Origin of the sequence: Diaphorobacter sp. J5-51, assembly GCF_001023515.1 — a bacterium.
GTDB classification, from domain to species: domain Bacteria; phylum Pseudomonadota; class Gammaproteobacteria; order Burkholderiales; family Burkholderiaceae_C; genus Diaphorobacter; species Diaphorobacter nitroreducens.
This window is the reverse complement of record NZ_JSYI01000077.1, coordinates 1-26,561: the sequence shown is the minus strand read 5'-3', so window position 1 is coordinate 26,561 and position 26,561 is coordinate 1. Positions and strand designations below refer to the sequence as shown.

Below are 26,561 nucleotides of genomic sequence, written 5' to 3'. Positions count from 1 at the left end.
ACCCGCATCCCTGCGGGCGTGTCGCCAGTCCTTTTGCCTGAGCGTTCGGCTGCTGCCTGCGCCTTCGGCGGCCCGGCCCTGAGGGGCGCGGACTCTCTCCTGACGGGACGGATTCTATCTATTTTGCGTACACGAGATCACGCAGGGCCAATGAAAGCGATGGCACGTAGGTGATGACCAGGAGGCACAGCAGGACCACGCCCACGAACGGCAGCAGGTGGGCGACGATGCGATCCAGAGAGATGCGCGCCACCGTGCACGCCGCGAACAGGTTCACGCCAAAGGGCGGCGTGATCATGCCCAGCGCCAGGTTCACCACCATGATCAGCCCGAAGTGCACCGGGTCCACGCCGAAGTGCTGGGCCACCGGCGCCAGGATCGGCGCCAGCACGATGATGGCGGCGCTGGTCTCGATGAACATGCCGATCACGAACAGCGCGGCATTCACGCCCAGCAGGAACAGCGCGGGCGACTGCAGCACCTCCTGCAGCCAGCGGCCGATGGCGTCCGGCACGCCAGCGCGCGTGATGAGGAAGGCAAACAGGCCCGCATTGGCAATGATGAACATGATCACCGCCGACGAGATGGCCGACTTGCGTAGGATGGCGAACAGGTCCGCGACGCGGATCTCGCGGTAGATCAGCATGCCCACCACCAGCGCGTAGAACACGGCCACGGCAGAGGCCTCGGTGGGCGTGAACACGCCGCCGTAGATGCCGCCCAGGATGATGACTGGCATCAGCAGTGCCCAGCCCGCCTGCAGCAGTGCGCGGCCGAAGGGCATGCGCCCATCGCCGTCATGCTTGCCCCAGCCCTTGTACTTGCAATACACCCAGACGAACAACATCAGCGCACCGCTGATCAGGATGCCGGGGCCGAAGCCGGCGATGAACAGCTCGCCGATCGATACCTCGGCCGCCACGCCGTACAGGATCATGGGGATCGACGGCGGGATGATCACACCCAGCTCGGCACTGGTGGCCTGCAGCGCGGCCGCGTAGCTGGTGGGGTAGCCATGCTTGATGAGCGCGGGAATCAGGATGGCGCCGATGGCGAACGTGGTCGCCACCGATGACCCTGAGACGGCCGCGAAGATCATGCAGGTGAGCACGCAGGTCATGGGCAGGCCGCCCTGCACGCCGCCCACGATGCTCTTGGCAAACTCCACGAGCCGGCGCGAAATACCGCCGGTCTCCATGAGGTTGCCCGCCAGGATGAAGAACGGAATGGCTGCGAGCGGAAACTTGTTGATGGAGGCGAACATCTCCTTCACGGAGATCAGCATGTTGGCGTTCGCCACCTGGATGCCCAGGATGGAGGCCAGCCCGATGGAGACGGCCACGGATATGGTGAGCGCGAAGCACAGCACCATGGTGGAGATCATGACCGTGGTCATAGGGCCCCCACGCGCGTCATTTCATGTACCCGCGGCCCCCCGAGGGGGCCGCTCACTTGCTTGAGGCGGCTCTGCGCGGCGCTCATTGGGCAGTCTCCAGTTCATGGCGCTGCGGGTCGATCAGATTGCCCACGATGCCGAGGATGCTGAACAGCCCACCCACGGGCATGGCCAGATAGGCCCAGAACATCGAAACCGACTCCAGCCCTGCCATCGACTGCACGCCGCCGCGGCGCGCGTAGTCCCACCCCCACCAGATGATCACGGCGATGAGCGCCAGCGCTGCCAGGCACACCACCCAGTCCAGCACGCGGCGCAGCGGGCGCGGGCTCCAGCGGTAGAGCACGTCGACGCTGACCATGGCGCCCTGCCGGAATGCCATGGGAATCGCCAGAAACACCATCCAGATCAGGCTGAAGCGGATCAGCACCTCGGTCCACTCGGCCGGCTCTTCGAAAACGAAACGCATCAGGATCTGGAACATGCCGAGCGCCGAGGCCAGCGCCAGCATGGCGCAGGCGCCCCACATGGCGACGGCGGTGCTCCAGCGCTCGCAGGAGAGGAAGAAGGTTTTCATGCGCACTCACGAAAATATGAATAAAAACGCCCGTGGCGCATGATCCACGGGCGGTAGCAGCTACTGAAAAGTGAGCGTCACTTGTAGTTGCGGATCTTGTCGAGGTTGGCCTTGCCGAACTCTTTCTCGAACTGCGCGTTCACGGGCGCGAGCGCGGCGACAAACTTGGACTTGTCCAGATCGTCGATCACCGTCATGCCCTTGGCGCGCAGGTCGGCCACGCCCTTGGCGTCGTCCTCGTCCACGCGAGCGCGGTTGGCCTTGGTGCCCTCCTTGGCGGCGTCGATGAAGGCCTGCTTGTCCGCAGGGGAGAGCTTGTCGAACACCGCCTTGTTCATCACGAAGAGGCAGGGCGAGTACACGTGACCCGTCAGCGAGAGGTGCTTTTGTACCTGGTCGAACTTGGCCGAGATGATGACGGGCAGGGGGTTTTCCTGGCCGTCCACCGTGCCTTGTTGCAGGGCGGTGAACACTTCGGGGAAGGCCATGGGCGTGGTGATGATGCCGAAACCCTTGTACGCGGCGATGTGCACCGGGTTCTCCATGGTGCGCATCTTCAGGCCCTTCAAGTCCTCGGGCGTCTTCACGTCGCGCTTGCTGTTGGTCATGTGGCGAAAGCCATTCTCCGCCCAGGCCAGGGCCTTGAAGCCCTTGGCGTCGAACTTGGCCAGCAGGTCCTGGCCGATGGGGCCGTCGAGCACGGCGCGGGCGTGCGCCTTGTCACGGAACAGGAAGGGCACGTCCAGGATCTTCGTCTCGGGCACGAAGTTGGGCACCGGACCGGTGGAGCTGAAGGCCAACTCCTGCGTGCCCAACTGCACCGCCTCGATGGATTCGCGCTCGCCGCCCAGCGCGCCGTTGTAGAAGGTCTGCACCTTGTAGCGCCCGCCGGTGCGCTTTTCGACCTCCTTGGCAAACGTGTCGATGGCGACGCCCTGGTGGGAGTTCTGCGCCGTCGAGATGCTGATGCGCATTGTGGTTTGTGCCAAGGCCGTTGCGGCCATGCCCAGTGCCAAGCCCAGGCCCAGCGCAAGTTTGGTCAGCTGCATGTTGTCTCCTGTGAATCTGCGGGTGCTGCCGAAAAATTATGGCAATGCAACATGACGCAGGTCATAGGGGTTTGCGCGGGGACTTGAGAAGGCCGCCTTGGCCCGTCTTGCCAAGTCCCCGCCCAGCGGTAACCGGGCGGGGTCTCGTCAATGTCGTGCGCCCCGGTAAGAGCGCCTTGATGGAGAGGAAGTATGCGCCGCGGGTTGTGGATGAATTTGCTGAATTTCTCTATAAAAACCTACATTGAAGAAAAATTTTCTGTGGTATCTAGGTTTCACGAATAATGCAGCACATGGATCGCCTAGACAGAAAAATTCTCTCCGTCCTGCAAGGCAATGCACGCGCCAGCCTGCAAGAGATTGGCGCCGCCGTCGGCCTGAGCCCCTCGCCGTGCTGGGGCCGCATCAAGAAGATGGAGGAGGCCGGCGTGATCGAAGGCTATACCGTGCGCCTGAACCCGCTGGCGCTGGGGCTGGGCGACACGGTGCTGGTGCAGGTGACGCTGGACAGCCATTCGGACAACACGCTGGAAAAGTTCGGCGAGATGCTTGCCAGTATCCCGGAAGTGGTGGAGGCGCACCTGGTCTCTGGCGACTACGACTACTTGCTGCGCGTGGTGGTCAAGGACACGCGCGACTACGAGCGCCTGCTGCGCGAGAAGCTGTACAGGATCAAGGGCATACGCCACAGCCGCTCGAGCTTCGTGTTGCGCACGCTCAAGAAGGCGGACCTGCCCCTGTTCCCGGGTTAACGCTTCCCGCGACGATTGGCCGTTAGAACTTCCACGTCACGTCCAGGCGTACGTTGCGGCCCGGCTCGGCGAAGCCCCGGCCACTGATGACGCCAGCGGCACTCACGTAGTAGGCGTAGCTGCCCTGATCGTAGTAGAACTTGTTGAACAGATTGCGCGCACCGAAGGTCACGCGCAAGCGGTCGTTGCCGTAGGGCAGCCAGTTGACGTAGACGTCGTGCACGCCAAAGCCGGGCTTGCGCTTGGTGGCGGTGCGGCCTTCGGAGATCAGGTATTCGGTCGAGTTCTTGGACTCCACGAAGCGCCCGAACCATTCCAGGTCCAGGTTCCACGCGGGGATGCGGTAGCCCAGGTCCAGGTTCCAGCTGCGGCCCGTGGACACGCCCAGCCCGTAGGCTTCATCGCCCAGGTCGTAGCCATTGAGTTGGGGGCTGGCGCTGGCCACCGCAAGGCCGCTGCGCCATACGCCGCGGTTCCACGCCACGCCGACCTCGTAGCCTGAGGATTTCATCGTGCCCACGTTGGCCACGGCCCAGGTCGTGCCAGTGGTGGTGGTGATGAAGTTGCGGATCTGCTGGCGGAACACGGTGGCCTTGGCGCTCCAGGGGCCCTCGCGGTAGTTCACGCCCAGCTCGACGTTGCGGGCCTTTTCTGGCCGCAGGTCGGGGTCGTTGCGCCAGCGGGTGTTGTCCACATAAAACGCCTCCTTGAGCCCCGCGCCGCGCAGGGTGGTGCCCGCGGACGCGCGCACGCTCAGCGCGTCGCTGGCCATCCAGGTCAGCGACAGGTTGGGGCTCAGGCCGCGGCTGGAGATGCGCTGTGCGTGGTTGTCGGTGTAGTCGTACCAGTCGTAGCGCGCGCCCGCCCCCAGGAGGAACTGGTCGCCCAGGGGGATGCTGCCTTCGGCGAACAGTCCCTTCACGCTGCTTTCTTCGCGCCCGTTGCTGGTGGATGCGGCGGGCGGGCGGGCATGGACGGCGTTCATCTCGAAGCGATGGATGTTCAGTCCGTAGCGCACGGTGGCGTCCGCCACGCGGGTGGCGGCCTTGAGGTTCAGCCCGCTGGAGGCGATCTCTTCGCCGAACCGATAGCCCTGCGGCTTGTTGAACTGCGGTTGCGCGGCCGTCGTGGTGCGCGTGACCTTCATCGTGTCGGAGAACAGTCCCAATTCCATGGCCGGAGGGGTGCGCGTGCCGTCATAGCGGTAGGTGACGGTGAATGTGTCGCGCGTGGTCTTCTGGGGCATGAGCGAATTTCCCTGGCCCTGCCAGAAGTTGGGGCGCAGGTAGCGCGAACCCTCGTCCTGCACGGCCTGATAGCCCAGCGTGAGGCGGTGGCCGGCGGCGATGCGCCAGTTGAGCTTGCCCAGCCCGCTGCTTTGCTTGGAGCCGCTGTGCGTCTGCCGGATGCCGTCGCCCGCCTGGTAATCATCGTTGTCGTCACGGTTGGCGGACACCAGAAAGTCCACGCTCTCGCCCGCCAGGCCGTACAGCGCCGCGCCCCAGCGGTGCCCGTCGTTGGATGCCACGCCGCCGCGCACGCTGGCGCCAAAGGTCTGGCCGTCGCGCAGAAGCTGCCGGCCATCCTTGGTGGTCATGCGGATGGAGCCTGCCAGGGCCCCCGGCCCGGCACTCGCGGGTGTGGCTCCGCGGTCAATCTCCACGCTGTGGATGAGTTCCGGGTCGATCAGCAGGCGGGACTGGTGGTGGAACGCCCGGCCGCTCTGCGCCGCGCCGTCCAGCGTGGTGTTGAGCATGGAATCCTCCACGCCCCGGATGTAGAGTTTTTGTGCGATGGCCGCACCGCCACCCACCGACACGGCGGGCTCGTCGCGCAGCATCTCACCCAGGCTGCGCGCCGCGTGGGTCTGCACAGCTTCGCTGGTGACGGTGGTGGTCACGTCGGACACGAGTTTTTCCTGCACGCTGACAGTGGCGAGTGTGGGCTCCTGCGCCAGCGCGAGAGAGGCCGAGAACAGGCCGGGCAGGGCCAGAAGCAAGGGGTAGGGGCAAGGGTGTTTCACGAACATGGAAGAGGGAGCGCCTGGTAGGTGTGGCGAGACCGCTGAGATTGAGAATGATTATCAACTGGCGTGTAGTATCGGGACAGCTCCGTTCTTCTTCTTTTGCGCTGACAGGGAATATGTTTGCCGCGACAAAAACCTTTGCCTCGATCGTGAATCGCCGGCAGGCCGAGCCCCAGGCGGGGGAAATGACGGCCCTGCTGCTGGACCGGCTGGCGCACGGTGGGGCTCTGAGCGGGCCCGAGCAGGCCGTCGGCGGTTCCGTGTTCAACGGCACGCTGTCCCTGGTCGAACTGCGCGCCGGGTTCTTCCTGCACCGCACGGACATCGCGTACCTGCGTGGCTTGACCAGCCGCTTCCCGCTGACCAAGAGCGGGATCAAGATCGTGTTCAAGCTGCAGGGCGGCGGCAGGCTGCGCATCGGCCCCCTGGTCCTGCCGGTGGAGGTGCCCCCGGGCGGGGGGGCCCGGGCGGCCGTGGTGGCACTGCGCGGGCCGGCGCCGTACGAGCACCGCTGCCGCGCGCCGTCGCGCGAGCGCATGCTGGTTCTCACGCTGACGCCGCAATGGCTGGACAAGGCGGGGCTGGGCCACCTGAACGCGCTGCCCCACCTGTCCATGACGGCGTGGGCGCCTTCGCCCAGGGCGGTGTACGTTGCCGAGCAGTTGTTGGCAGAGGGCCAGGTGCTGTACGGGCGGCTCAGGGGGCTGCAGCAGGAGTGCCTGACGCTCGAACTGGTCATCGAGGCGCTGGCGCAGTGGGTCGCGCCCGCCAATTCCGCCGCCGCATGCGAGGCAGCCGGATTGCGGCCAACCGCGTACCAGAGGGCATGCCATCTGCGCGACTGGCTCGACAGCGGCGCCGCTGACTCCCTCACCATGGGCGCAATCGCGCGGCACATGGGCTGCAACGCCAGCACCCTGCAAACGCAGTTCCGCCAGGCATTCGGCAAGCCCATCTTCGAACACTTGCGCGAAGGCCGCTTGCGCAGGGCGGCCGATGCCATCACGGCACAGGGCATCACCGTGGCGCAGGCGGCGGACTTGGCGGGCTACCGCAGCCCTGCGAATTTCTCCACCGCCTTTCGCCGGCTCTACGGCTTTTCGCCCAAAAATCTCCGCGCGAAGCGGTGATTACCGCGCGGCGCACGCTTCCCGTATTTGAAGCGAAATTGCCCTCTAGCGCTTTCCTGAAACGCGCTAGTAGCTATTAATAGAGAAGCATCAGCCGAGCAGCAGCGCGTCGTCGGCCAGCTTCTCGCCGCGCACCTTCTCGAACATCTGCAGCAGGTCGGGCACGTCCATGCGCGCGCGCTCGTCGCCCGAGACGTCCAGCACCACCTGGCCCTGGTGCAGCATGACGGTGCGCTGGCCTACGTCCAGCGCCTGGCGCATGCTGTGCGTGACCATCATGGTGGTGAGCTGGTTCTCGGCCACGATGCGGGCCGTGAGCTGCAGCACGAAATCGGCCGTGCGTGGGTCCAGCGCGGCGGTGTGCTCGTCCAGCAGCAGGATGCGCGAGGGCTGCAATGCCGCCATGAGCAGGCTCACGGCCTGGCGCTGGCCGCCCGACAGCAAACCTATGCGGTCGGTGAGGCGGTTCTCCAGACCCAGGCCCAGCGTGGCCAGGCGTTCGCGGAACATGGCGCGTTCGGACTGCTTGACGGCGCCGCGCAGGCCGCGACGCGTGCCGCGCTGCTGGGCCAGGGCCATGTTCTCCTCGATGGTGAGGTCTTCGCAGGTGCCGGCCATGGGGTCCTGGAACACGCGCGCCACGCGGCGGGCGCGCTCCCACACGGGCTGGCGCGTCACGTCCTGGTTGTCGATGGCGATACGGCCGGTGTCCACCGACAGGTCGCCCGAGATGGCATTCAGGAAGGTGGATTTGCCTGCCCCGTTGGAGCCGATGACGGTGACGAACTGACCCGCCGGGATGTCCAGCGACATGCCGCGCAGCGCGCGCGTTTCGATGGGCGTGCCGGGGTTGAAGGTGATGAAGAGGTCTTGTGCGCTCAGCATGGGGAGAGCCTTCCTTTCAGCGGCCGCGTGCGGCCAGCTTGCGCTTGAGCTGCGGAATCACGAGGGCGATGGTGACCAGCACGGCAGTCACCAGGTTGAGGTCCTGCGCCTTCAGGCCGATGAAGTCGCTGTTGAGCGCCAGCGCGATGAAGAAGCGGTACACGATGGCGCCGATGATCACGGCCAGCGTGGCCAGCACCAGGCGGCGCGAGGGCAGGATGCTCTCGCCCACGATCACGGCGGCCAGGCCGATGACGATGGTGCCGATGCCCATGGAAATGTCCGAGCCGCCCTGCGTCTGCGCGAACAGCGCGCCCGCCAGTGCCACCAGCGCGTTGGATACGGCCATGCCCAGCAGCACCATGGCGCCGGTGTTGATGCCTTGTGCGCGGGCCATGCGCGCGTTGGAGCCGGTGGCTCGGATGGCCAGGCCGCGCTCGGTGGCGAAGAACCAGTCCATGAACAGCTTGGCCGCGATCACGATCACCAGCAGGATCATCGGGCGCGACCAATAGTCGTCCAGGCCCGGCGGCTGGAGCAAGGTGAACAGCGTCTCGTCGTTGATCAGCGGTACGTTGGGGCCGCCCATGATGCGCAGGTTGATGGAGTACAGCGCGATCATCATCAGAATGGACGCCAGCAGGTCCATGATCTTCAGGCGCACGTTCAGCCAGCCCGTGACCAGACCGGCAACAGCCCCTGCAGCGGTGGCGGCCACCGTGGCCACGTAGGGGTTATGGCCGGTGGAAATGAGGATGGCGCAGACCGCGCCGCCCAGCGGGAAGCTGCCGTCCACCGTCAGGTCGGGAAAGCGCAGCAGCCGGAACGAGATGAAGACGCCCAGCGCGACCAGGCTGAAGATCAGGCCGATCTCGACGGCACCCAGCAGGGAAAAGAGTGACATGGACAGTGGCGGATAGAAAACAAAGCAGGAGCCATGGCGCCATGGCTCCTGCGTGGGGTGCCAGTGACCCGGGCTGCCGCGGCGGCCCGGCCTTGGCGCGAAGGTTTATTGGACCACTTGCGTGGCGGATTTCACCAGCGCGTCGGAGAGCTTCACGCCCTGCTTCTCTGCGGCGCCTGGGTTCACGAACAGTTCCATCTTCGTGCTGACTTCGGGCTTGATGTCGCCGGGCTTTTCGCCCTTGAGGATGCGCGCCACCATGCGGCCAGTTTGCTCGCCCAGGTCGCGGTAGTTGATGCCCAGGGCGGCGATGGCGCCGCGCTTGACGCTGTCGGTGTCGGATGCCACCAGCGGCACCTTGGCCTCCTGGCCCACCTTCACCAGCGACTCGTAGGCCGAGACGACGTTGTTGTCCGTGTTGGTGTAGATCACGTCCACCTTGCCCACCAGGCTGCGCGCGGCGCTGCTCACGTCCACCGAGCGCGGGGCAGAAGCCTCCACCAGCGTCATGCCCATCTTGGGCAACAGTTGCTTGAGTTCCTTGACCACGACGACGGAGTTGGCCTCGCCCGGGTTGTAGACCATGCCCACGCGCTTGGCGCCGGGCACGACCTGCTTGACCAGGTCCATCTGCTTGTCCAGCGCCAGCATGTCGGATACGCCGGTCACGTTGGTCTTGGAGGGTTCCCAGTTCTTCACCAGCTTGGCGGCCACGGGATCCGTCACGGCAGAGAACACCACAGGCACGGTCTTGGTGGCAGCCACTACGGCCTGGGCGGAGGGCGTGGCGATGGCGACGATGGCGTCAGGCTTGTCACCCACGAACTTGCGCGCGATCTGCGCGGCGGTGCCCGTGTTGCCCTGCGCGCTCTGGTATTGCCACTTGAGGTTTTTGCCCTCTTCAAAGCCGGCGGCCTGCAAATGGGCCTTCACGCCGTCGCGGATCGAGTCCAGGGCGGGGTGCTCCACGATGGCGGTCACGGCAACGGACTTTTGCTGCGCATGCGCCACGGGCGCGAGGGCGGCTGCGGCCAGGGCGATAGCGCCCAGGGGCGCCCAAGACAAACTCTTCATAACGGTTCACTCTCCAATTGAACGTGCGGTGTTTTCCTGTGTTTGTAGTACCAGGCCGGCGCAGGAACCACGCGCGGCCTTGTGGGGAGTCTACCGTTTGCCTGCCGTCCGTGGACGGAACGGGCGCTGCGGCACTTTGGGATCAAAAGTGCCTCTACGGCTTTTCGGTCCAGCGCTAACAGCTATTAAAAATATAGCATTGCGCAGCAACCCCTTGGTTACATGCCCGAATAGTTCGGACCGCCGCCGCCTTCCGGCGTGACCCAGACGATGTTCTGCGTCGGGTCCTTGATGTCGCAGGTCTTGCAATGCACGCAGTTCTGGGCGTTGATCTGCAGGCGTTGTGCGCTGCCGCCCTTCGCTTCGTCCGGCACGAACTCATACACGCCGGCCGGGCAGTAGCGCGCCTCGGGGCCGGCGTACTTGGCCAGGTTCACATTCACCGGCACGCTGGCGTCCTTGAGCGTCAGATGCGCGGGCTGGTCCTCGGCGTGGTTGGTGTTGCTGATGAACACGCTGGACAGGCGGTCGAAGGTCAGCTTGCCGTCCGGCTTGGGATACACGATGGGCTTGCACTCGGCCGCGGGCTTCAGGTAAGCGTGGTCGGGCTTGTCGCGGTGCAGCGTCCATGGAATGTGGCCCTTGAGCACGAACTGCTCGATGCCGTTCATCACCGTGGCCGTGACCAGGCCCTTCTTGAACCAGGCCTTGAAGTTACGTGCCTTGTTCAGTTCGGTGTAGAGCCAGCTGCCCTCGAAGGCCTTGGGATAGGCAGAGAGCTCATCGTGCTGGCGGCCGCTTTGAATGGCGTCATATGCCGCCTCGGCGGCCAGCATGCCGGTCTTGATGGCGGCATGGCTGCCCTTGATGCGACTCACGTTCAGGAAGCCCGCCTCGCAGCCCACCAGCGCGCCGCCCGGGAAGACGAACTTAGGCAGGCTCATCAGGCCGCCGGCCGTGATGGCGCGTGCGCCGTAGCCCAGGCGCTTGGCGGGCTTGATGCCCTTGGCCTCGTCGCCCTCCAGGTACCAGCGGATGTTGGGGTGGGTCTTCCAGCGCTGGAATTCCTCGAACGGGCTCAGGTAGGGGTTGCTGTAGTCCAGGCCGGTGATGAAGCCCAGCGTGACCTTGTTGTCCTCCAGGTGGTAGAGGAAGGCGCCACCGTAGGTGCTGTTGTCCATGGGCCAGCCGGCGGTGTGCAGCACGAAGCCGGGCTGGTGGCGCTGGGGGTCGATCTCCCACAACTCCTTGATGCCGATGCCGTAGGTCTGGGGGTCGCTCTCCGCATCCAGCTTGTAGCGGGCGATGATCTGCTTGCCCAGGTGACCACGCGCACCCTCGGCAAAGATGGTGTACTTGGCATGCAATTCCATGCCCAGCTGGAATTCGCTCGTGGGCTTGCCGTCCTTGCCCACCCCCATGTTGCCGGTGGCCACGCCCTTGACGGAGCCGTCTTCGTTGTAGAGCACTTCAGCGGCGGCAAAGCCGGGGAAAATCTCCACGCCCAGTCCTTCCGCCTGTTCGGCCAGCCAGCGCACCACGTTGCCCAGGCTGACGATGTAATTGCCGTGGTTCTGAAAGCACTGAGGCAGCAGGAAATTGGGCGTGCGCAGGGAGGACTTCTCGCCCAGGAACACCATGGCGTCGTCGGTCACGGGCTGGTTCAGCGGCGCGCCCTTGGCCTTCCAGTCGGGGATCAGTTCGGTCAATGCCTTCGGGTCCATGATGGCGCCGGACAGGATGTGCGCGCCCGGCTCGGAGCCTTTTTCGAGCACGACGACAGAAACGTCCTGGCCCTTCTCGGCCGCCAGTTGCTTCAGGCGGATGGCGGTGGCAAGCCCGCCGGGGCCGCAGCCGACGATCACCACGTCATATTCCATGGCTTCCCGGGGACCGTAGGTGCTCAGAATTTCGTCGTTCGTCATGGGTGTCTCTTCTGCTTCGATAGTGGAAAAAGGCAGGGTGCCGGCCTGGGGAGCGATGGCCCTGTGTGGTGACCGATTGTATTCAGGCCGTCGCACAGGAATCGCACGGTCGTTCACTTTTCGCAATGCCGTCCAGACACTTCATTTTGTGCAGTGCACAAGCGCAAACGGGGCGTTCGCGTANGCCACGGCAAAACCCGAGTTTGGCACCGCGACGGCCCCCGCGGTGGTATGGCAACTAGCAGAAGTTGGACGGGATATGAGGGTAAACACTTAGCTCGAGCAGGGCCATTCTGAGGGAGATGCTTGTTCCGAGCCACGTCCGAGTAAAGTCACACTTATTTACATTTGGCGATTTTTCCTTCTCGTGCTTGCTTCACAGACGGTAAGTCAGCCGTTCACGTTCCGAGGGACACATGTAAAACTTTCGTATCGGCACCCGCCTGACGGCTGGGTTTGGCCTGCTCATCCTGTTTGCGGTGCTCATGCTCACAGTGGGGGTGTGGCAGTTGCAGGGGGTGGCCGGGAGCACGCGGCAAATCCTTTCTGTGCCGCTCCAGAAGGAACGGCTGGTGACCGACTGGTACGGAGTGATTCGCGCCAGCATCCAACGTGCCACTGCTGTCGCGCGCAGCAGCGACGACTCGCTGACGGAGTTGTTCGCTGCAGAGAACGCCGCGTCGAGCAAGGAAATCAACGAACGGCAGGCCCAGTTCGTCAAGCTCATTTCCGGCAGCGAAGAGCAAGCCCTCTTTGACACTCTCAGCGGACACCGTCAGGCATACATCCAGGCCCGTGACGCCATCATCGCCGCCAAGAAGGGCGGGCAGGCAGAGCAGGTGACCACCTTGTTCGAGCGCCAGTTCGTTCCTGCCTCCCGTGGCTATCTGGAAAGCCTGGCGGCGCTGCGCGACTTCCAGCGGGCCAGTATCGATCGCGCCGGGCAAGACATCGACAGCAGCGCTACCGCAAGCTCCTGGCTGATGGGCGGCATGGGGCTGGTGGTCCTGGTGGCGGGCATCGGTGTGGCCTGGATTCTTACCCACAGCATCACCGCGCCGTTGGCCCGCGCTGTCCAAGCAACGCAGGTGGTCGCCGCAGGAGACCTCACGCATGCCGTGCACTCCAGCGGCCGGGACGAAGGTGCCCAGCTGTTGCAAGCGCTGCAAGCCATGACCGACCGTTTGCGTACCATCGTGGGCGAAGTGCGCCAGGGCGCCGACAGTATCGCGGGCGCGTCGGCAGAGATTGCCGCAGGCAACCTGGACCTGTCCCGGCGCACGGAACAGCAAGCCAGTTCGCTGGAGGAAACGGCAGCTTCCCTGGAAGAGCTGACGTCGACGGTGCGTCAGAACGCCGACAACGCCCATCAAGCCAACCAACTGGCGCGCACGGCGGCAGAGCAGGCCCAGCAGGGCGGCCAGGTGATGGACGATGTGATGCAGACCATGCGCGCCATCGACGCGTCGTCGCGCAAGATCGTTGACATCATTGGCGTGATCGACTCCATTGCCTTCCAGACCAACATCCTTGCACTCAACGCGGCGGTCGAAGCGGCACGGGCCGGCGAGCAGGGGCGGGGGTTTGCTGTGGTGGCCTCCGAGGTGCGCTCACTGGCCGGCCGTTCGTCCGAAGCGGCGAAGGAGATCAAGGACTTGATCGGACGTTCGGTCGATACCGTTGAGGCGGGCAATCAGCTCGTGGCGAAGGCCGGCACATCCATCCAGGACATCATTCGCAGCGTTGACCAGGTGAGCGCGCTGGTGGGCGAAATCAGTGCGGCAAGCCGTGAGCAGAGCTCGGGTATCGAGCAGGTGAATATCGCGGTGGCGCACATGGACCAGGCGACGCAGCAGAACGCCGCGCTCGTCGAAGAGGCCACCGCTGCGACGCAATCGCTGCAGGGCCAGGCGGCGCAAGTGGCCCAGGCCGTAGGGGTCTTTCGCGTTGATTCCTCGGCAGTCGCGTTGCCGGCACCGCAAGCCTGATCCTGGATGCGACCGCACTCGCCACCCCGCCGGGCGCCCGGGGGCTGGCGCTGGCGTATGGGCAACGGCTGGCTTACCTGGGCGTCAGCAACAGCCGCGCCTCGAACCCGCCAGCCTCGCCAGCCAGGGGTGACGTGAGTTGTAGCTGGGCATCGTGCTTGGCCGCAATGGTCGCGACGATGGACAGACCCAGTCCATACCCCGTGCGGTCCGCGCTCTGGCGCACATGGCGCTGCTGCAGGGTCTGCAGGCGGTCGCTGCTCACACCCGGGCCGTGGTCGCGCACGGCGATAGCGCAGCCAGGGCCCACGATGAGTTCCACCGCGCTGTCACCGGCATAGCTCAGTGCGTTCTCCAGCAGGTTGCGCAGGGCAATGGCCAGGGCGTCGAAGTCGCCCCGCGCCACGGGCGCAGGCCCTTCGTAGGCGGTCACCAGGTCCAGCCGGTCGGCGGCGCGATCATCCTGCCAAAACTCCTGCGCCACCGTGGTGGCCAGTTGGGCCAGGTCCACGGGCTCCCGGGTATAGGGAGCACTGGACTCGGCGCGCGACAGCTGCAGCAGCTTTTCGGTGCGGCGGCTCAGCGTTTGCAGCGCGGCGATGGCGGCCTGCACATCGTCACGGTGCAGGCCATGTTCCAGCGCGGTCTGTAACCGCAGGCGGGCCGCGGTGAGCGGCGTGCGCAGTTCGTGCGCGGCGTTGGCGGCCAGGGCGCGCTCCACGTCCAACGCGCGGGACAGGCGGTCCAGCAACCGGTTCACATGGTCTTCCACGCTGCGCAGTTCGCGCGGCAGGCCGGGCAGGGCGATCGGGGTGAGCTGCTGCCCGTCGCGCAGGCTGATCTCGTGCGTGAGAGCGTCCAGCACCTGCAATTCACGCCGCGCGATGCGCCGCAGCAGCAGCGCCAGCAGGGGCAGCATGGCCACCATGACGATGCCCAGGCCGACCAGGGTGCGGTTCACCGCCTCGCGCCGCTCGTGCAGCGGGTCGGCCACCTGCATGAAGAGGGGGCGAGTGGGGTGCGACAGGGTGTAGACACGCCATCCGTGCGTGTTCGCGAAGCCCGGCGCCAGCGGTACGTCGAACTGCTCGGGCTGGGCCTCGGCCGACCGCGCCAGCACGCGCGTGTCGGGCGCGACGATCTGGTAGAGGAGGTCAGCATCGGCAAACGATCCCGGAGAGGGCAGGACCAGCGGCCCCTCGGTCGCGTCGCGCGGGCCGGCCGCGTCCAGGTGGTCCAGGGCAATATCGAAGAAACGGTGTGAGACCTCGACCAATTCGCTGTCGAAGTTGTAACTGATTTCGCGGTCCGTGTACCACACCACGCCCAGCACGCACAGCAGCCACACGCCGCCCACCCAGAGGATCAGGCTGCGCGTCAGTCGCCCCGCAAGGGTCTGCGTGCGCAATGGCCCGCGGTGTGTCCTCATGCCGTTGCGCCTTCGTCAGGACGGTGCACGAGGCGGTAGCCCAACCCGCGCAGGGTCTCGATGTGTTCGCGCCCCAGCTTGCGCCGCAGCCGGCTGATGAACACCTCCAGCGTGTTGCTGTCGGCCTCGTCGTCAAAGCCATACAGCGCGTCCTGCAGGCTTTCGCGCGTGTGGATGCGCTCGGGGCGGGTTGCCATCACGCGCAGCAGCGCCCATTCCTTCTGCGTGAGCGCGATCGGCACCCCGGCGCGGCGTACCTGCTCGCGCGACAGGTCGATCTGCAGGTCGCCCAGCGCCAATACCGGTACATAGGCGGCGTTGCGGCGGCGTTCCACCGCGCGCAGGCGGGCCAGCAGTTCACCGGGGTCGTAGGGCTTGACGAGGTAGTCGTCCGCTCCCGCGTCCAGACCGGCGATGCGGTCGCTGACCTGGTCGCGCGCCGTCAGCACGATGACGATGGGCCGGTCCTTGAGGGCACGGATCTGCGGCAGCAGGCTCAGGCCATCCCCGTCGGCCAGGTGCAGGTCCAGCAGTACCGCGGCGTACTGGGCCGCGCGCAGGGCGGCGCCGGCCTGCGCCAGGCTGGGAACGGCATCGACCACGAAGGCCTTGGCGCGCAGATAGCCGCACACGGCCTCGGACAGGGCTTCGTCGTCTTCTACCAGCAGCACGCGCATGCAGATTTCTCTAAGGTGGGTGAGGCCGAAAGTGTAGGGCGCTGCGGGCGGTCTGGTATTCATGGTGCATTCAGGCCGCGGGCGTAGCCTGGCGGGGTGCCGTTTTCTGCCCATGGCGGTGTTGTGCCGCCATCCCTTGCCATGCCCTTCTGGAATTTGCGCCGCCTGTATGCGGTGACGTTGTTGCTTTTCCTGTTGCTCGTCTTGTGGGACGCTTCGGGCCTGGACTTGCCATTGGCCCGCCTGTTTGGGGGGGCGCAGGGCTTTGCCTGGCGTGACCACCGCACCTTTGCCCTGCTGACGCACGAGGGTCCGCGCTATGCGAGCGGCGCGCTGCTGGCCGCACTGGCGGTGGGGGTGTGGCGGCCCTGGGGATTCCTGCGCGTCATGGCGCCGGCGCAGCGCGCGCAACTGGTGCTGTCCGTCATCGGGGCGATGCTGGCGGTTTCGGTGTTCAAGCGCCTGAACACCACCAGCTGTCCCTGGGATCTGGCCGAGTTCGGCGGGGTGGCGCAGTACATCTCGCACTGGGTGTGGGGCGTGCGCGACCTAGGGCCGGGACACTGCTTCCCTGCAGGGCATGCCTCGGCCGCGTTTGGTTTTGTAGCGGGCTGGTTCGTACTGCGCCGCGCGGCGCCGAACGTGGCGCGCCTCTGGCTGCCAGGCGCTCTGATGGCCGGGCTGGCACTGGGCTGGGCGCAGCAGATGCGCGGTGCACATTTCATGAGCCACACTCTGTGGTCCGCCTGGTCCTGCTGGGCCGTGGGCCTTGCGTGGGAAAGTCTGGCGCAGCTGCACGTGCGCCTGGGAGTAGCGGCAGATACAAAGCTGAACGAAGCCTGAGCGGCGTCTTCAGCTTGGCTTCAGTGGCAGGTTCCACGATGGCGGCATGTCTTCGCGCGCCTCCATTGCCTCTGCCTCCTCGGCCTCCGTGCCGCTTGTGTCATCTTCCAGCCCTGCCGACGAAGGCCTCTTGCGTGGTGCGTTGCGCCGGCTGGATGGCTGGATGACCACCCCGCTGTCGGCGCAGCAGGTGGTGGTGCGCCTGTCGCTGTACCTGGTACTGGCGGCCAACTGGCCGCTGTGGCTGCAGATCACGCGCATTGGCGGCGCGCCCAGCCTGTATCTGCGTTCAGCGGCTGCCTTGGCCGTGCTGACGGCGTGCGGCACGGTGGCCATTCTGGCATTCACCGCCTGGACGCGCGGCATGAAGCTGCTGTGGTGGCTGGTGGTCATGGTGGCCGCGCTGTCGCAGTACTACATGCTGACCTACAGCGTGGTCATGGACCCCAGCATGGCCGCCAACGTGCTGCAGACGGATGCGCGCGAGGTGGCCGATCTGCTGAGCCTGCGCATGCTGGCTGCGGTGCTGGCCGTCGCGGCGCTTCCCTCCTGGTGGTTGCTGCGTGTGCGTATTCCCGCCATGCGGCCGCTGCGCCAGGTGGGCCGCAACCTGGCGCTGCTGGTGCTGGCGCTGGGTCTGGCCGCCGGCACGGTGGCGGCCATGTCGCGGGACCTGGCGCCGCTGATGCGCAACCACCCGCACCTGCGCTACCTGATGAACCCCTTGGCCAGCCTGTACTCCACCTCCGTGTCGGCCCTGCGACCGTTGTTCGCGCGCAGCCGCACGCTGGTGCCGATGACCCAGGGCGCCGCGCTGGGCGCCAGCTATGCGGCCGGGGCGCGGCCCACGCTGTTCGTGCTGGTGGTGGGCGAGACGGCGCGCGCGGACCATTTCGGCATCAACGGCTATGGCCGCGACACCACGCCGGAGCTGACCAAACGCAACGTGATGAGCTGGCGCGAGGTGCGCTCGTGCGGCACCAGCACGCTGGCGTCGCTGCCTTGCATGTTCTCGCCACTGGGCAAGAGTGCATTCGAGTCGCGTGACAACGACTACGAGAACCTGCTGGACGTGGCGCAGGCCGCGGGTATGGGCGTGCTGTGGCTGGACAACCAGTCCGGCTGCAAGGGCGTGTGCGACCGCGTGCCGCACGCATCGGCCGCCGAAGGCCTGGATGCCGAGGCGCGCAAGCAGTTGTGCGATGGCGGAGAATGCCGCGACGAGGCCATGCTGCACAACCTGGATGCGCGCCTGGCCGCCTTGCCTGCGGCGCAGCGCGAGCGCGGCGTGCTGCTGGTGCTGCACCAGATGGGCAGCCATGGGCCGGCCTACTACAAGCGCTCGGCCGATGCAGGCAAGCGCTTCATGCCCGAATGCCGCACGGAAGTGCTGGCCGACTGCACCCACGGCGAACTGGTGAACGCCTACGACAACTCCATCGCCGCAACGGACGCCTTCCTGGGCAAGACCATCGACTGGCTGCGTGGCCAGAGCGCCAAGTACGACACGGCTCTGCTGTACCTGAGCGACCATGGCGAGTCGCTGGGCGAGTACGGGTTGTTCCTGCACGGCATGCCCTACGGCGTGGCGCCCGACATGCAAAAGCACGTGCCCATGGTGGCGTGGATGGACACCTCCTTCCTGCGCCGTGACGGGTTGGCGTCCGACTGCCTGCGCGCCAGCGGCGATGCGCCGTTGACGCACGACAACCTCTACCACACCGTGCTGGGCCTGCTGGACGTGCAGTCGCCTTCCTACCAGCGCCCGCTGGATGCCTTCAGCGGCTGCCGGAGCGCCGTATTGGCATCCAAATAAAAACAGCCGCCAGCGCTTATCTATAAAGCGCGAGCAGCTATTGTTTTAAGAGCGTCTTGGCGCTCAGGCCTTCTTCTCGCGCGGCAGGCGGCCCATCAGGTAGAACTCGGGATTGGGCTGCATGCCGGCAAAGCTGGCCATGCGGTTGGACAGGCCGAAGAACGCGGTGATGGCGGCGATGTCCCAGATGTCCTCATCGTCAAAGCCGTGGGGGTACAGCGCCTCGAAGTCGGCGTCCTCGATCTCGTGCGCGCGCTGGCAGACCTTCATGGCGAAGTCGAGCATGGCCTTCTGGCGCGGCGGAATGTCGGCCTTGCGGTGGTTCACCGCTACCTGGTCGGCCACCAGCGGCTTCTTCTCGTAGATGCGCAGGATGGCCCCGTGTGCCACCACGCAGTACAGGCACTGGTTGGCGGCGCTGGTGGTGGTGACGATCATCTCGCGCTCGCCCTTGGTGAGGCTGCCTTCTTCCTTCAGCATCAGCGCATCGTGGTAGGCGAAGAACGCGCGCCATTCGGCCGGGCGGCGGGCGAACGCCAGGAACACGTTGGGGATGAACCCGGCCTTTTCCTGCACATCCAGGATGCGGGCGCGGATGTCCTCGGGCAATGTGTTCAGGTCGGGGAAGGGATAGCGCTCGGCCATGGGTGTCTCCGATTTTTTATGAAAGGTCTGGTCCGAGCATAGCCGAGCGTGCTGCACCTTCGCGCGAGCACAGCAGCGCCATCAATGCATCCATGGCCTGGCTCAGCGCGGCGATGTGCGGGTTGGCGGGTTCCAGTTGCTGCAGTGCGCACTGCGCGGCCTCCAGCGTGCTGAGCTGGTGCGGCGCGTGCGCCTTGCGCACGGCGTAACGCGTGGGCGGTACCTGCTGCAGGGCCAGGCGCGGCAGGGCCTGCAACGCAGGGTTGGCCCACAGCATCCTGCGGCTCTTGCGCCAGGTACCGTCCAGCACCACCAGGCGCAGCCGTTCGGGCGCTGCCAGCCAGTCGGTCGACAGCGGCGGTGCGGGCAGCATGGGGTGCTGCGGGTCGGGCGGCGTGGGCGGGTACAACAGCACTGCGCGGCGCGGTGCCTGCCGGTCGCCATCAACCCAGGGGGCGTTGATTTCCTGCGCCAAGGCAGCGTCGCCGAACGTTTCGCCCACCACGATGCGGCTGCCCGTCAGGCACAGGTGCAGCAGCCGTGCCGTGCCCTTGGCTTGGTGCTGCTCCAGCGGGTGCATGAGGATCAGTACTTGCACTTGGTGCGCCACGGGCCGCACGGCGGCGCAGATGCAGGCTGCGGCGGGGCGCTGGCAGCGGGGGCATACGGGCCGGCGGGGCAGGTGGGTGCAGGAGGGCATCGGGCTTGTCAAAAACAGAAGCGCCCAGCGCTTGTCAGGTAAGGGCTGGGCGGTATTTTGATGCTTGGCCCGGGTGCGGGCCTGGGCAGGGCGGCGGCGGTGCTTATTACAGCGTGCCGGCGCGCACGGCTTCCAGGGCAGCCTTCACGCCGGCGCCGTAGGCCGGGTCGGCCTGGGTGCAGTGCGCGATGTGGCGGTCAATGATGTGCTGCGACACGCCGTTGATGTTGCGCGCGGTGTTTTCGCACAGCAGGCGCTGTTTCTCGGGCGTCATCAGGCGGAACAGGTTGCCGGGCTGGGTGAAGTAGTCATCGTCGTCCTCGCGGTAGTTCCAGCGGCTGGCGTCGCCGTAGAGCTTTTCCACCGGTTCGGCGTACGCGGGCTGCTCCTGCCACGCACCCTGGGTGTTGGGTTCGTACGCAATGGTGCGGCCGGCATTGCCGTCCACACGCATGGCGCCGTCGCGGTGGTAGATGTTGACCGGGCAGCGCGCGGCGTTCACCGGGATCTGGTGGTGGTTCACACCCAGGCGGTAGCGCGCGGCGTCGGCGTACGAGAACAGGCGCGACTGCAGCATGCGGTCGGGCGACGGGCCGATGCCGGGCACCAGGTTGCTGGGCGCGAACGAGGCCTGCTCCACGTCGGCGTAGTAGTTGTCGGGGTTGCGGTTGAGCTCCATCACGCCGACTTCGATCAGCGGGAAGTCCTTCTTGCTCCACACCTTGGTCAGGTCGAAGGGGTGGAAGCGGTAGGTCTGCGCCTCTTCCTCGGTCATGATCTGCACGCACAGCTTCCACTTCGGGAAGTCGCCACGGTCGATGGCTTCGAGCAGGTCGCGCTGGCTGCTTTCGCGGTCATGGGCGACCACGGCGGCGGCCTCCTGGTCGGACAGGTTCTCGATGCCCTGTTGGCAGACCCAGTGGAACTTCACGTAATGGCGCTCGCCCGCGTGGTTAATGAGGCTGTAGGTGTGCGAGCCGAAGCCGTGCATGTGGCGGTAGCCGCGCGGAATGCCGCGGTCGCTCATCACGATGGTGATCTGGTGCAGCGCCTCAGGCAGGCCGGTCCAGAAGTCCCAGTTGCTCTCGGCGCTGCGCATGTTGGTGTAGGGGTCGCGCTTGACGGCCTTGTTCAGGTCGGGGAACTTGAGCGGGTCGCGGAAGAAGAATACCGGCGTGTTGTTGCCCACCAAGTCCCAGTTGCCTTCCTCGGTGTACATCTTCACGGCGAAGCCGCGGATGTCACGCTCGGCGTCGGCCGCGCCGCGCTCACCGGCCACGGTGGAAAAGCGCGCGAACAACTCGGTCTGCTTGCCGATCGCCGAGAACACCTTGGCGCGGGTGTAGCGGGTGATGTCGCCGGTCACCGTGAAGGTGCCGAAGGCGCCCGAGCCCTTGGCGTGCATGCGCCGCTCGGGGATCACCTCGCGGTGGAAGTGGGCGAGCTTTTCCAGGTGCCACAGGTCTTGCAGGAGCATGGGGCCGCGCGGGCCGGCGGTCAGGGAATCCTGGTTATTGGCCACGGGTGCGCCGGCGGCGGTAGTGAGGCGATGGGTCATGGGAGAGCTCCTTTCTGGACTGCTACAGGGTTAAATAGATACGAACTATTTGTTTTGAAGAATTATTGTTCTAATCTATTTAAAGGGCAAGCCAAAACCCATTGAATTTCCGCAACGCGGCAATAGGCGCAGGCTTGCCTACACTGTAGAGCGGTAACCTGAAAGAAGGTTTGACATGCATTACGACATCGTGATCGTGGGGGGTGGGGCCGGCGGCCTGGAACTGGCTGCGCGCCTGGGCCGCGCGCTGGGGCCGCGCCAAGGGCGTGAGCGGGTGCTGCTGGTGGACCGCTTTGCGTTCCACATCTGGAAGCCCACGCTGCACGAAGTCGCGGCCGGGACGCTGGACGCCCATCAGGAGGGTCTGTCGTACCCCGTGCTCGCACGGCGCAACCATTTCAGCTTCACCATGGGCGAACTGGCCGGGCTGGACGCCGCGCGCAAGACCGTCGCCCTGGCCCCTCAGCGCAATGCACATGGCGAGGAGGTGGTGCCCGCGCGCACGCTGAGCTTCACGCGTTTGGTGCTGGCGCTGGGCAGCGGCTCCAACGCCTTTGGCACGCCGGGCATCGAACACGCCTATCTGCTGGAAAACGTGCGCGATGCGCAGCGCTTTCATGCCGACTGGCTGAGCGCCTGCGCGCGGGCATCGTTCACGGACAAGCGCGCCCTGTCCATCGCCATCGTGGGCGCGGGCGCCACGGGGGTGGAGCTGTCCGCCGAGCTGCTGGAAGCCCATGCCGAACTGCTGGAGAGCCTGGGCAGCAGCCAGCGTTTTCGGCTGGACGTGACGCTGGTGGAGGCGGGCGACCGCATTCTGGGCGGCCTGCCCGAGCGCATCTCTGCCCAGGCCGCCGTGGCCCTGCGCCGCAAGCAGGTGCGGGTGATGACGGGCACACGTGTGCTGGAGCTGCGTCCGGGCGTGCTGGTCACCTCGGCCGGAGAGATCGCGGCCGAGATGATGGTCTGGGCCGCGGGCATCAAGGCCGCGGACGCCAACGCCGCGCTGGGCCTGGAAGTGAACCGGCTCAACCAGTTCGTGGTGGACGAGCGGCTGCGCACCTCGGCCCCTGACGTGCTGGCCCTGGGCGACTGCGCGGCCTGCGTGTGGGAGGGCGGGCGCATGGTGCCGGCACGCGCGCAGGCCGCGCACCAGCAGGCCGACTACCTGGCGCGCGTGCTGCTGGCGCTGCTGCGCGAGCGCGAGGTGACGCAGCCCTTCGTCTACCGCGACTTCGGCTCACTCGTGTCGCTGGGCGAGAACAAGGGCGTGGGCAACCTGATGGGCGGCCTGGCGGGGCGCAACTTCTTCGTGGAAGGGCTGATCGCCAAGTGGATGTACATGTCGCTGCACTTGATGCACCACCGCGCCATCCTGGGCCTGGGCAAGACGGCGGTGCTGGCGCTGGCGCGGCTGCTGCAGCAACGCGTGTCGGGGCGGCTCAAACTGCACTGACCGGCGCGACGGCGGCTTCAGAAACCATAGCTGGCAGCGCTTGCTGCGATTGGATTTCAGGCAATAAACGCCTTGAACTGCTTGATTAGCAAGCGCCAACAGCTCACTTTTTTGATGACTTATCCCGCCAACAGCTTCTGCACCAGGTCCACGGCCGTGGACGCGCCGTACTTGCGCATGAGCCGCGCGCGGTAGATCTCCACCGTGCGGTGGCTGATGTCCAGCGCGCGGCCGATCTCCTTGGAGGTCATGCCGTCCAGCAGCCGCGCGGCCACCTCGCGTTCGCGCGCCGTCAGCTCGGCGCGCACGGGGCGCTGCGCGCTCAGGTCCTCGAAGCTCCAGATGCCCGAGGCGTGCGGATCGTTGCGATCCAGCGCGCGACCGGACACGTGGCACCAGAAGGTTTCGCCGTTGGCGCGCTTCATGATGCGGTTGTCGGCATAGTGGCCGCGTGCGTTCAGGATGGGCGCCATGCGTGCGCCCAGCCGCTCATATTCGTCCGGGCTGGGGTAGAGGATCTGGAACGACTGGCCGATGAGCAGTTCGCGCGAGGCGCCGAATATCTCGCACACATGTCGGTTGCAATCCACCATGGTGCGGTTGCGCGAAATCACCAGGCCCACGGGTGCCATCTCGAAGGCCAAGCGGTAGTCGGCAACATTCATAGTGGTGCAAGTCTTTAGGGAAAACTACTTAAAAAACTACGTAGTATCGTAGCGTATCCACCCAGCAAACCAGGAGACTGTAGTGAACAAGCTTTACCCCTCGGCGGCCGAAGCGCTCAAGGGCGTCGTGGCCGATGGCCAGCTGATGGCCGTTGGCGGTTTCGGCCTGTGCGGCATTCCAGAGGCCTTGATCGATGCGCTGCAGGCCAGCGGCGTGAAGGACCTCACGGTGATTTCCAACAACGCGGGCGTTGACGGCTTCGGCCTGGGCAAGCTGCTGGAGACGCGCCAGATCAAGAAGATGATCAGCTCCTACGTGGGCGAGAACAAGGAGTTCGAGCGCCAGTACCTCGCGGGCGAGCTGGAGCTGGAGTTCACCCCGCAGGGCACGCTGGCCGAAAAGCTGCGTGCCGGCGGCGCGGGCATCCCGGCCTTCTTCACCAAAACCGGCGTGGGCACCATCGTGGCCGAGGGCAAGGAGCTGCGCGAGTTCGACGGCGAGACCTACGTGATGGAACGCTCGCTGGTGCCGCAGGTTTCGCTGGTCAAGGCGCAGCGGGCCGACAAGTCGGGCAATCTGCAGTTCCGCCTGACGGCACGCAACTTCAACCCGGCCGCCGCCATGGCGGGCAAGCTGTGCATCGTCGAGGTGGAGGAGGTGGTGGAGACCGGCGCGCTGGACCCCGACCAGATCCACCTGCCCGGCATCTACGTGCACCGCATCGTGCACAACCCGAACCCCGAGAAGCGCATCGAGAAGCGCACCATCACCGAGAAAGCAGGAGCCTGAACCATGCCGTGGACCCAAGACCAGATGGCGGCCCGCGCCGCGCAAGAACTCGAAGACGGCTTCTACGTCAACTTAGGGATAGGCATTCCCACGCTGGTGGCCAATTTCACCGGCGACAAAGAGGTGTGGCTGCAGTCGGAGAACGGCATGCTGGGCATCGGTGCCTTTCCCACCGAGGACAAGGTGGATGCCGACCTCATCAACGCCGGCAAGCAGACCGTCACCACCATCCCCGGTTCGTCCATCTTCAGTTCGGACCAGTCGTTCGCGATGATCCGCGGCGGCAAGATCAACCTGTCCATCCTGGGCGCCATGCAGGTCAGCGAAAAGGGCGACCTGGCCAACTGGATGATCCCCGGCAAGATGGTCAAGGGCATGGGCGGCGCCATGGACCTGGTGGCCGGTGTCAAGCGCGTGATCGTGCTCATGGAGCATGTGGCGCGCAAGAAGGACGGCACCACCGACCTGAAGATCCTGCCGGCCTGCACGCTGCCGCTGACGGGCGTGGGCGTGGTGGACCGCATCATCACCGACCTGGGCGTGATGGATGTCACCCCCGAAGGCCTGAAGCTGGTGGAGTTGGCGCCGGGTGTGAGCTTCGAGGACATCCAGTCCAAGACCGGCGTGCCGCTGCTGCGCTGAGGGCAGGCACCCGCCAGGCCGCATGCGCATGCACGGCGGGGGCGCGGGGCCAAAACTACGGGCCGGGTGGGATCACCCGGCTTTTTTGTCTTTTTGCGCAAGGCAAAGCGCCGTATAGTGCGCGTGACATTTTTTAACATCTCGTCTGCGCATGAACGCACCCGACCTCAGCCCCGCGGCTTTTGCCGACGGAGACAGCCATTACCTGCGCGCCATCACCGACATGGCCGATCGCCGCACCGTGGTCACGCAGGAAGCGCTCTACACCGATCGGGGCATCAAGCTGGTGGACAAGGGCGCGCGCGTGGACAGCCGGCTCTACGACCGCTTGGTCAAGCACAAGCTGCGCGGCAGCATCGACGAGCATCTGGCCATGGACGACATGGTCAACGTGCAGTCCATCGTGCAATTGGCCGCGTCGCAGTGCGAGCACGACACGCTGGCCTATCTGCTGGTGCACACGCTGGAGGGCATGACCGCCGAGAAGCTGCTCGCGCCCGTGCGCGCCATGCTGCTGCCGCCGTCCCTGGCCTTCAAGCTCACCGTCATGCGCGAGCAGCATCCGGTGCTGTTCGAGCACAGCGTGCGCATGATGCTGGCGGCCGTGTACCTGGGCATCAAGAGCGGCTGGAGCGACCGCGAATGCGTGCCTCTGGCGACGGCGGCGCTGCTGCACGACATCGGCGTGCTGCACATGGACCCCGTCTGGCACGACCCGGCCAACAAGATGACGGCCGTCGGGCGCCAGCAGCTCATGGCGCACCCCATCACGGCCATGTTGATCATCCGGGGGCAGAACATGTTCCCGCGCGTGGTGGAGCAGGCCGTGCTGGAACACCATGAATGCATGGATGGCAGCGGTTATCCGCGCGGCCTGCAGGGGGACCAGATCTCGCTCATGGGGAAGATCCTGATGGTGGCCGAGGTGGTGGCCGCCTTCTTCGAGAAATACGCCAACGAGGCCGCGGCCCAGCGCCTGTCGCTCACGCTGCGCCTGAACCACCGCAAGTTCCCCGCAGCGCTCATCGCCTGTCTGCTGCCCGTGCTGCAGATACGCGCCGTGCAGACCGATGTACAGGTTACGCCGGCAGATGTGGAGCGGCTCATTGAACAGCTGTCCACGGCCTTTGGCGACTGGGACACCCGCCGTGCCGGGCTGCCGCCAGAGGCTGCGGAATCCGAGGCCTGCGCCTTCGTGGAGCAGCGGCTTTCCGCGCTGCAAAAAACCCTGTTCGAGGCCGGCTCCCATCCCCAGCAGCAGGCCGAGGCCCTGCAATACCTGCAGGGCGATGAACAAGGCCTGGCCGAACTGGCTCTGCTGGGGCGGGAAGCCCTGTGGCAACTGCAGGGCATCGTGGATGCCACCCACAGCCGCTGGCTCACGCTGGAGCACAGCCCGCAGGCGGGCGACCAGGCGGTCGTGCAGTGGCGCGATGCCTGCGCGGTGCGCTTGGCGCAGCGCTGAGATTCGCTCCCTGACGCACCGCCGGATCAGACGCTAGGCCCTGACGCCGGCCGGGTTGGAGCCGCCAACCGCCGATGATTACTGTATATTTGAAAGGGGTATCTATTTAGCTCCAGTGACGTGAGAATAGCTGGATGGAAACCCAGATGCTAACGCCAACTCCTGGAGG

The 26,561-nt window shown here is 65.9% G+C and carries 23 protein-coding genes and 1 riboswitch; of the genes, 9 read left to right on the top strand and 14 right to left on the bottom strand.

The window, feature by feature from the left end; genetic code table 11:
- Positions 1-19 precede the first annotated feature (19 nt).
- Positions 20-112: riboswitch (glycine riboswitch) on the bottom strand.
- A 6-nt stretch (positions 113-118) separates the two neighbouring features.
- From OX89_RS11005 to OX89_RS10995, 3 genes are all read right to left on the bottom strand, one after another.
- Entirely contained in the window at positions 119-1,396 is a 1,278-nt protein-coding gene (locus tag OX89_RS11005; RefSeq protein ID WP_011805188.1) for a TRAP transporter large permease, read from the bottom strand.
- Between the two features lie 82 nt (positions 1,397-1,478).
- On the bottom strand, positions 1,479-1,973 hold the full coding sequence (locus OX89_RS11000) for a TRAP transporter small permease (protein ID WP_015913282.1): 495 nt from the start codon (positions 1,971-1,973) through the stop codon (positions 1,479-1,481).
- Between the two features lie 77 nt (positions 1,974-2,050).
- Positions 2,051-3,022, bottom strand: a complete 972-nt coding sequence (locus OX89_RS10995) for a TRAP transporter substrate-binding protein (RefSeq protein ID WP_047350649.1) — start codon at positions 3,020-3,022, stop codon at positions 2,051-2,053.
- A 293-nt stretch (positions 3,023-3,315) separates the two neighbouring features.
- Between OX89_RS10995 and OX89_RS10990 the strand changes: the two genes are divergently transcribed.
- Entirely contained in the window at positions 3,316-3,774 is a 459-nt protein-coding gene (locus OX89_RS10990; protein WP_047350658.1) for an Lrp/AsnC family transcriptional regulator, read from the top strand.
- A 22-nt stretch (positions 3,775-3,796) separates the two neighbouring features.
- Here OX89_RS10990 and OX89_RS10985 read toward each other — a convergent pair whose 3' ends face one another.
- Positions 3,797-5,803 carry a TonB-dependent receptor domain-containing protein gene (locus tag OX89_RS10985; protein WP_084002050.1) on the bottom strand — a complete coding sequence of 669 codons (2,007 nt, stop codon included), beginning with the start codon at positions 5,801-5,803 and terminating at the stop codon, positions 3,797-3,799.
- A gap of 113 nt (positions 5,804-5,916) precedes the next feature.
- Between OX89_RS10985 and OX89_RS10980 the strand changes: the two genes are divergently transcribed.
- On the top strand, positions 5,917-6,930 hold the full coding sequence (locus OX89_RS10980) for an AraC family transcriptional regulator (protein WP_047350647.1): 1,014 nt from the start codon (positions 5,917-5,919) through the stop codon (positions 6,928-6,930).
- 90 nt (positions 6,931-7,020) lie between these two features.
- Here the strand turns inward: OX89_RS10980 and OX89_RS10975 are convergent, their stop codons facing one another.
- The 4 genes from OX89_RS10975 to OX89_RS10960 all read right to left on the bottom strand — a co-directional run bounded on the left by OX89_RS10975 (position 7,021) and on the right by OX89_RS10960 (position 11,718).
- The gene (locus OX89_RS10975) at positions 7,021-7,815 is read right to left on the bottom strand and encodes an ABC transporter ATP-binding protein (RefSeq protein WP_011805195.1); all 795 of its coding nucleotides are present in this window, start codon (positions 7,813-7,815) and stop codon (positions 7,021-7,023) included.
- Positions 7,816-7,831: 16 nt separating this feature from the next.
- Entirely contained in the window at positions 7,832-8,719 is an 888-nt protein-coding gene (locus OX89_RS10970) for an ABC transporter permease (protein WP_015913285.1), read from the bottom strand.
- 105 nt (positions 8,720-8,824) lie between these two features.
- Entirely contained in the window at positions 8,825-9,793 is a 969-nt protein-coding gene (locus OX89_RS10965) for an ABC transporter substrate-binding protein (protein ID WP_047350646.1), read from the bottom strand.
- A gap of 218 nt (positions 9,794-10,011) precedes the next feature.
- Positions 10,012-11,718 carry an electron transfer flavoprotein-ubiquinone oxidoreductase gene (locus tag OX89_RS10960; protein WP_047350645.1) on the bottom strand — a complete coding sequence of 569 codons (1,707 nt, stop codon included), beginning with the start codon at positions 11,716-11,718 and terminating at the stop codon, positions 10,012-10,014.
- Between the two features lie 431 nt (positions 11,719-12,149).
- Here OX89_RS10960 and OX89_RS10955 point away from each other — a divergent pair, with 431 nt between their 5' ends.
- Positions 12,150-13,706 (top strand): methyl-accepting chemotaxis protein, encoded by a 1,557-nt coding sequence (locus OX89_RS10955; RefSeq protein ID WP_084002049.1) that lies wholly within the window; start codon positions 12,150-12,152, stop codon positions 13,704-13,706.
- A gap of 73 nt (positions 13,707-13,779) precedes the next feature.
- Here the strand turns inward: OX89_RS10955 and OX89_RS10950 are convergent, their stop codons facing one another.
- Both OX89_RS10950 and OX89_RS10945 read right to left on the bottom strand, forming a co-directional pair.
- Complete coding sequence (locus tag OX89_RS10950) at positions 13,780-15,135, bottom strand: HAMP domain-containing sensor histidine kinase (RefSeq protein ID WP_011805200.1); 1,356 nt, start codon at positions 15,133-15,135, stop codon at positions 13,780-13,782.
- Positions 15,132-15,812 carry a response regulator transcription factor gene (locus OX89_RS10945; RefSeq protein ID WP_011805201.1) on the bottom strand — a complete coding sequence of 227 codons (681 nt, stop codon included), beginning with the start codon at positions 15,810-15,812 and terminating at the stop codon, positions 15,132-15,134. Before OX89_RS10945 ends, OX89_RS10950 begins: the two co-directional genes overlap by 4 nt.
- Before the next feature lie 141 nt (positions 15,813-15,953).
- Here OX89_RS10945 and OX89_RS10940 point away from each other — a divergent pair, with 141 nt between their 5' ends.
- Both OX89_RS10940 and OX89_RS10935 read left to right on the top strand, forming a co-directional pair.
- Positions 15,954-16,655, top strand: a complete 702-nt coding sequence (locus tag OX89_RS10940) for a phosphatase PAP2 family protein (protein WP_011805202.1) — start codon at positions 15,954-15,956, stop codon at positions 16,653-16,655.
- Between the two features lie 163 nt (positions 16,656-16,818).
- On the top strand, positions 16,819-18,471 hold the full coding sequence (locus tag OX89_RS10935; RefSeq protein ID WP_103739091.1) for a phosphoethanolamine transferase: 1,653 nt from the start codon (positions 16,819-16,821) through the stop codon (positions 18,469-18,471).
- A gap of 63 nt (positions 18,472-18,534) precedes the next feature.
- Here OX89_RS10935 and OX89_RS10930 read toward each other — a convergent pair whose 3' ends face one another.
- The 3 genes from OX89_RS10930 to OX89_RS10920 all read right to left on the bottom strand — a co-directional run bounded on the left by OX89_RS10930 (position 18,535) and on the right by OX89_RS10920 (position 21,374).
- On the bottom strand, positions 18,535-19,116 hold the full coding sequence (locus tag OX89_RS10930) for a peroxidase-related enzyme (protein ID WP_011805204.1): 582 nt from the start codon (positions 19,114-19,116) through the stop codon (positions 18,535-18,537).
- Positions 19,117-19,132: 16 nt separating this feature from the next.
- On the bottom strand, positions 19,133-19,816 hold the full coding sequence (locus OX89_RS10925) for a tRNA-uridine aminocarboxypropyltransferase (protein ID WP_047350642.1): 684 nt from the start codon (positions 19,814-19,816) through the stop codon (positions 19,133-19,135).
- A gap of 106 nt (positions 19,817-19,922) precedes the next feature.
- Positions 19,923-21,374, bottom strand: a complete 1,452-nt coding sequence (locus OX89_RS10920) for a catalase (protein WP_047350641.1) — start codon at positions 21,372-21,374, stop codon at positions 19,923-19,925.
- A 175-nt stretch (positions 21,375-21,549) separates the two neighbouring features.
- On the opposite strand from OX89_RS10920, the gene OX89_RS10915 reads away from it, so the two are divergent.
- On the top strand, positions 21,550-22,830 hold the full coding sequence (locus tag OX89_RS10915; RefSeq protein ID WP_047350640.1) for an NAD(P)/FAD-dependent oxidoreductase: 1,281 nt from the start codon (positions 21,550-21,552) through the stop codon (positions 22,828-22,830).
- A 119-nt stretch (positions 22,831-22,949) separates the two neighbouring features.
- Here the strand turns inward: OX89_RS10915 and OX89_RS10910 are convergent, their stop codons facing one another.
- Positions 22,950-23,495, bottom strand: a complete 546-nt coding sequence (locus OX89_RS10910; protein WP_047350639.1) for a PAS and helix-turn-helix domain-containing protein — start codon at positions 23,493-23,495, stop codon at positions 22,950-22,952.
- A gap of 82 nt (positions 23,496-23,577) precedes the next feature.
- Here OX89_RS10910 and OX89_RS10905 point away from each other — a divergent pair, with 82 nt between their 5' ends.
- The 3 genes from OX89_RS10905 (at position 23,578) to OX89_RS10895 (ending at position 26,392) form a co-directional block, all read left to right on the top strand.
- Positions 23,578-24,285, top strand: coding sequence for a CoA transferase subunit A (locus tag OX89_RS10905; protein ID WP_011805209.1), 708 nt, complete (start codon positions 23,578-23,580; stop codon positions 24,283-24,285).
- Between the two features lie 3 nt (positions 24,286-24,288).
- Entirely contained in the window at positions 24,289-24,927 is a 639-nt protein-coding gene (locus OX89_RS10900) for a 3-oxoacid CoA-transferase subunit B (protein WP_011805210.1), read from the top strand.
- Between the two features lie 151 nt (positions 24,928-25,078).
- Positions 25,079-26,392, top strand: a complete 1,314-nt coding sequence (locus OX89_RS10895; protein WP_047350638.1) for an HD-GYP domain-containing protein — start codon at positions 25,079-25,081, stop codon at positions 26,390-26,392.
- Positions 26,393-26,561 lie beyond the last annotated feature (169 nt).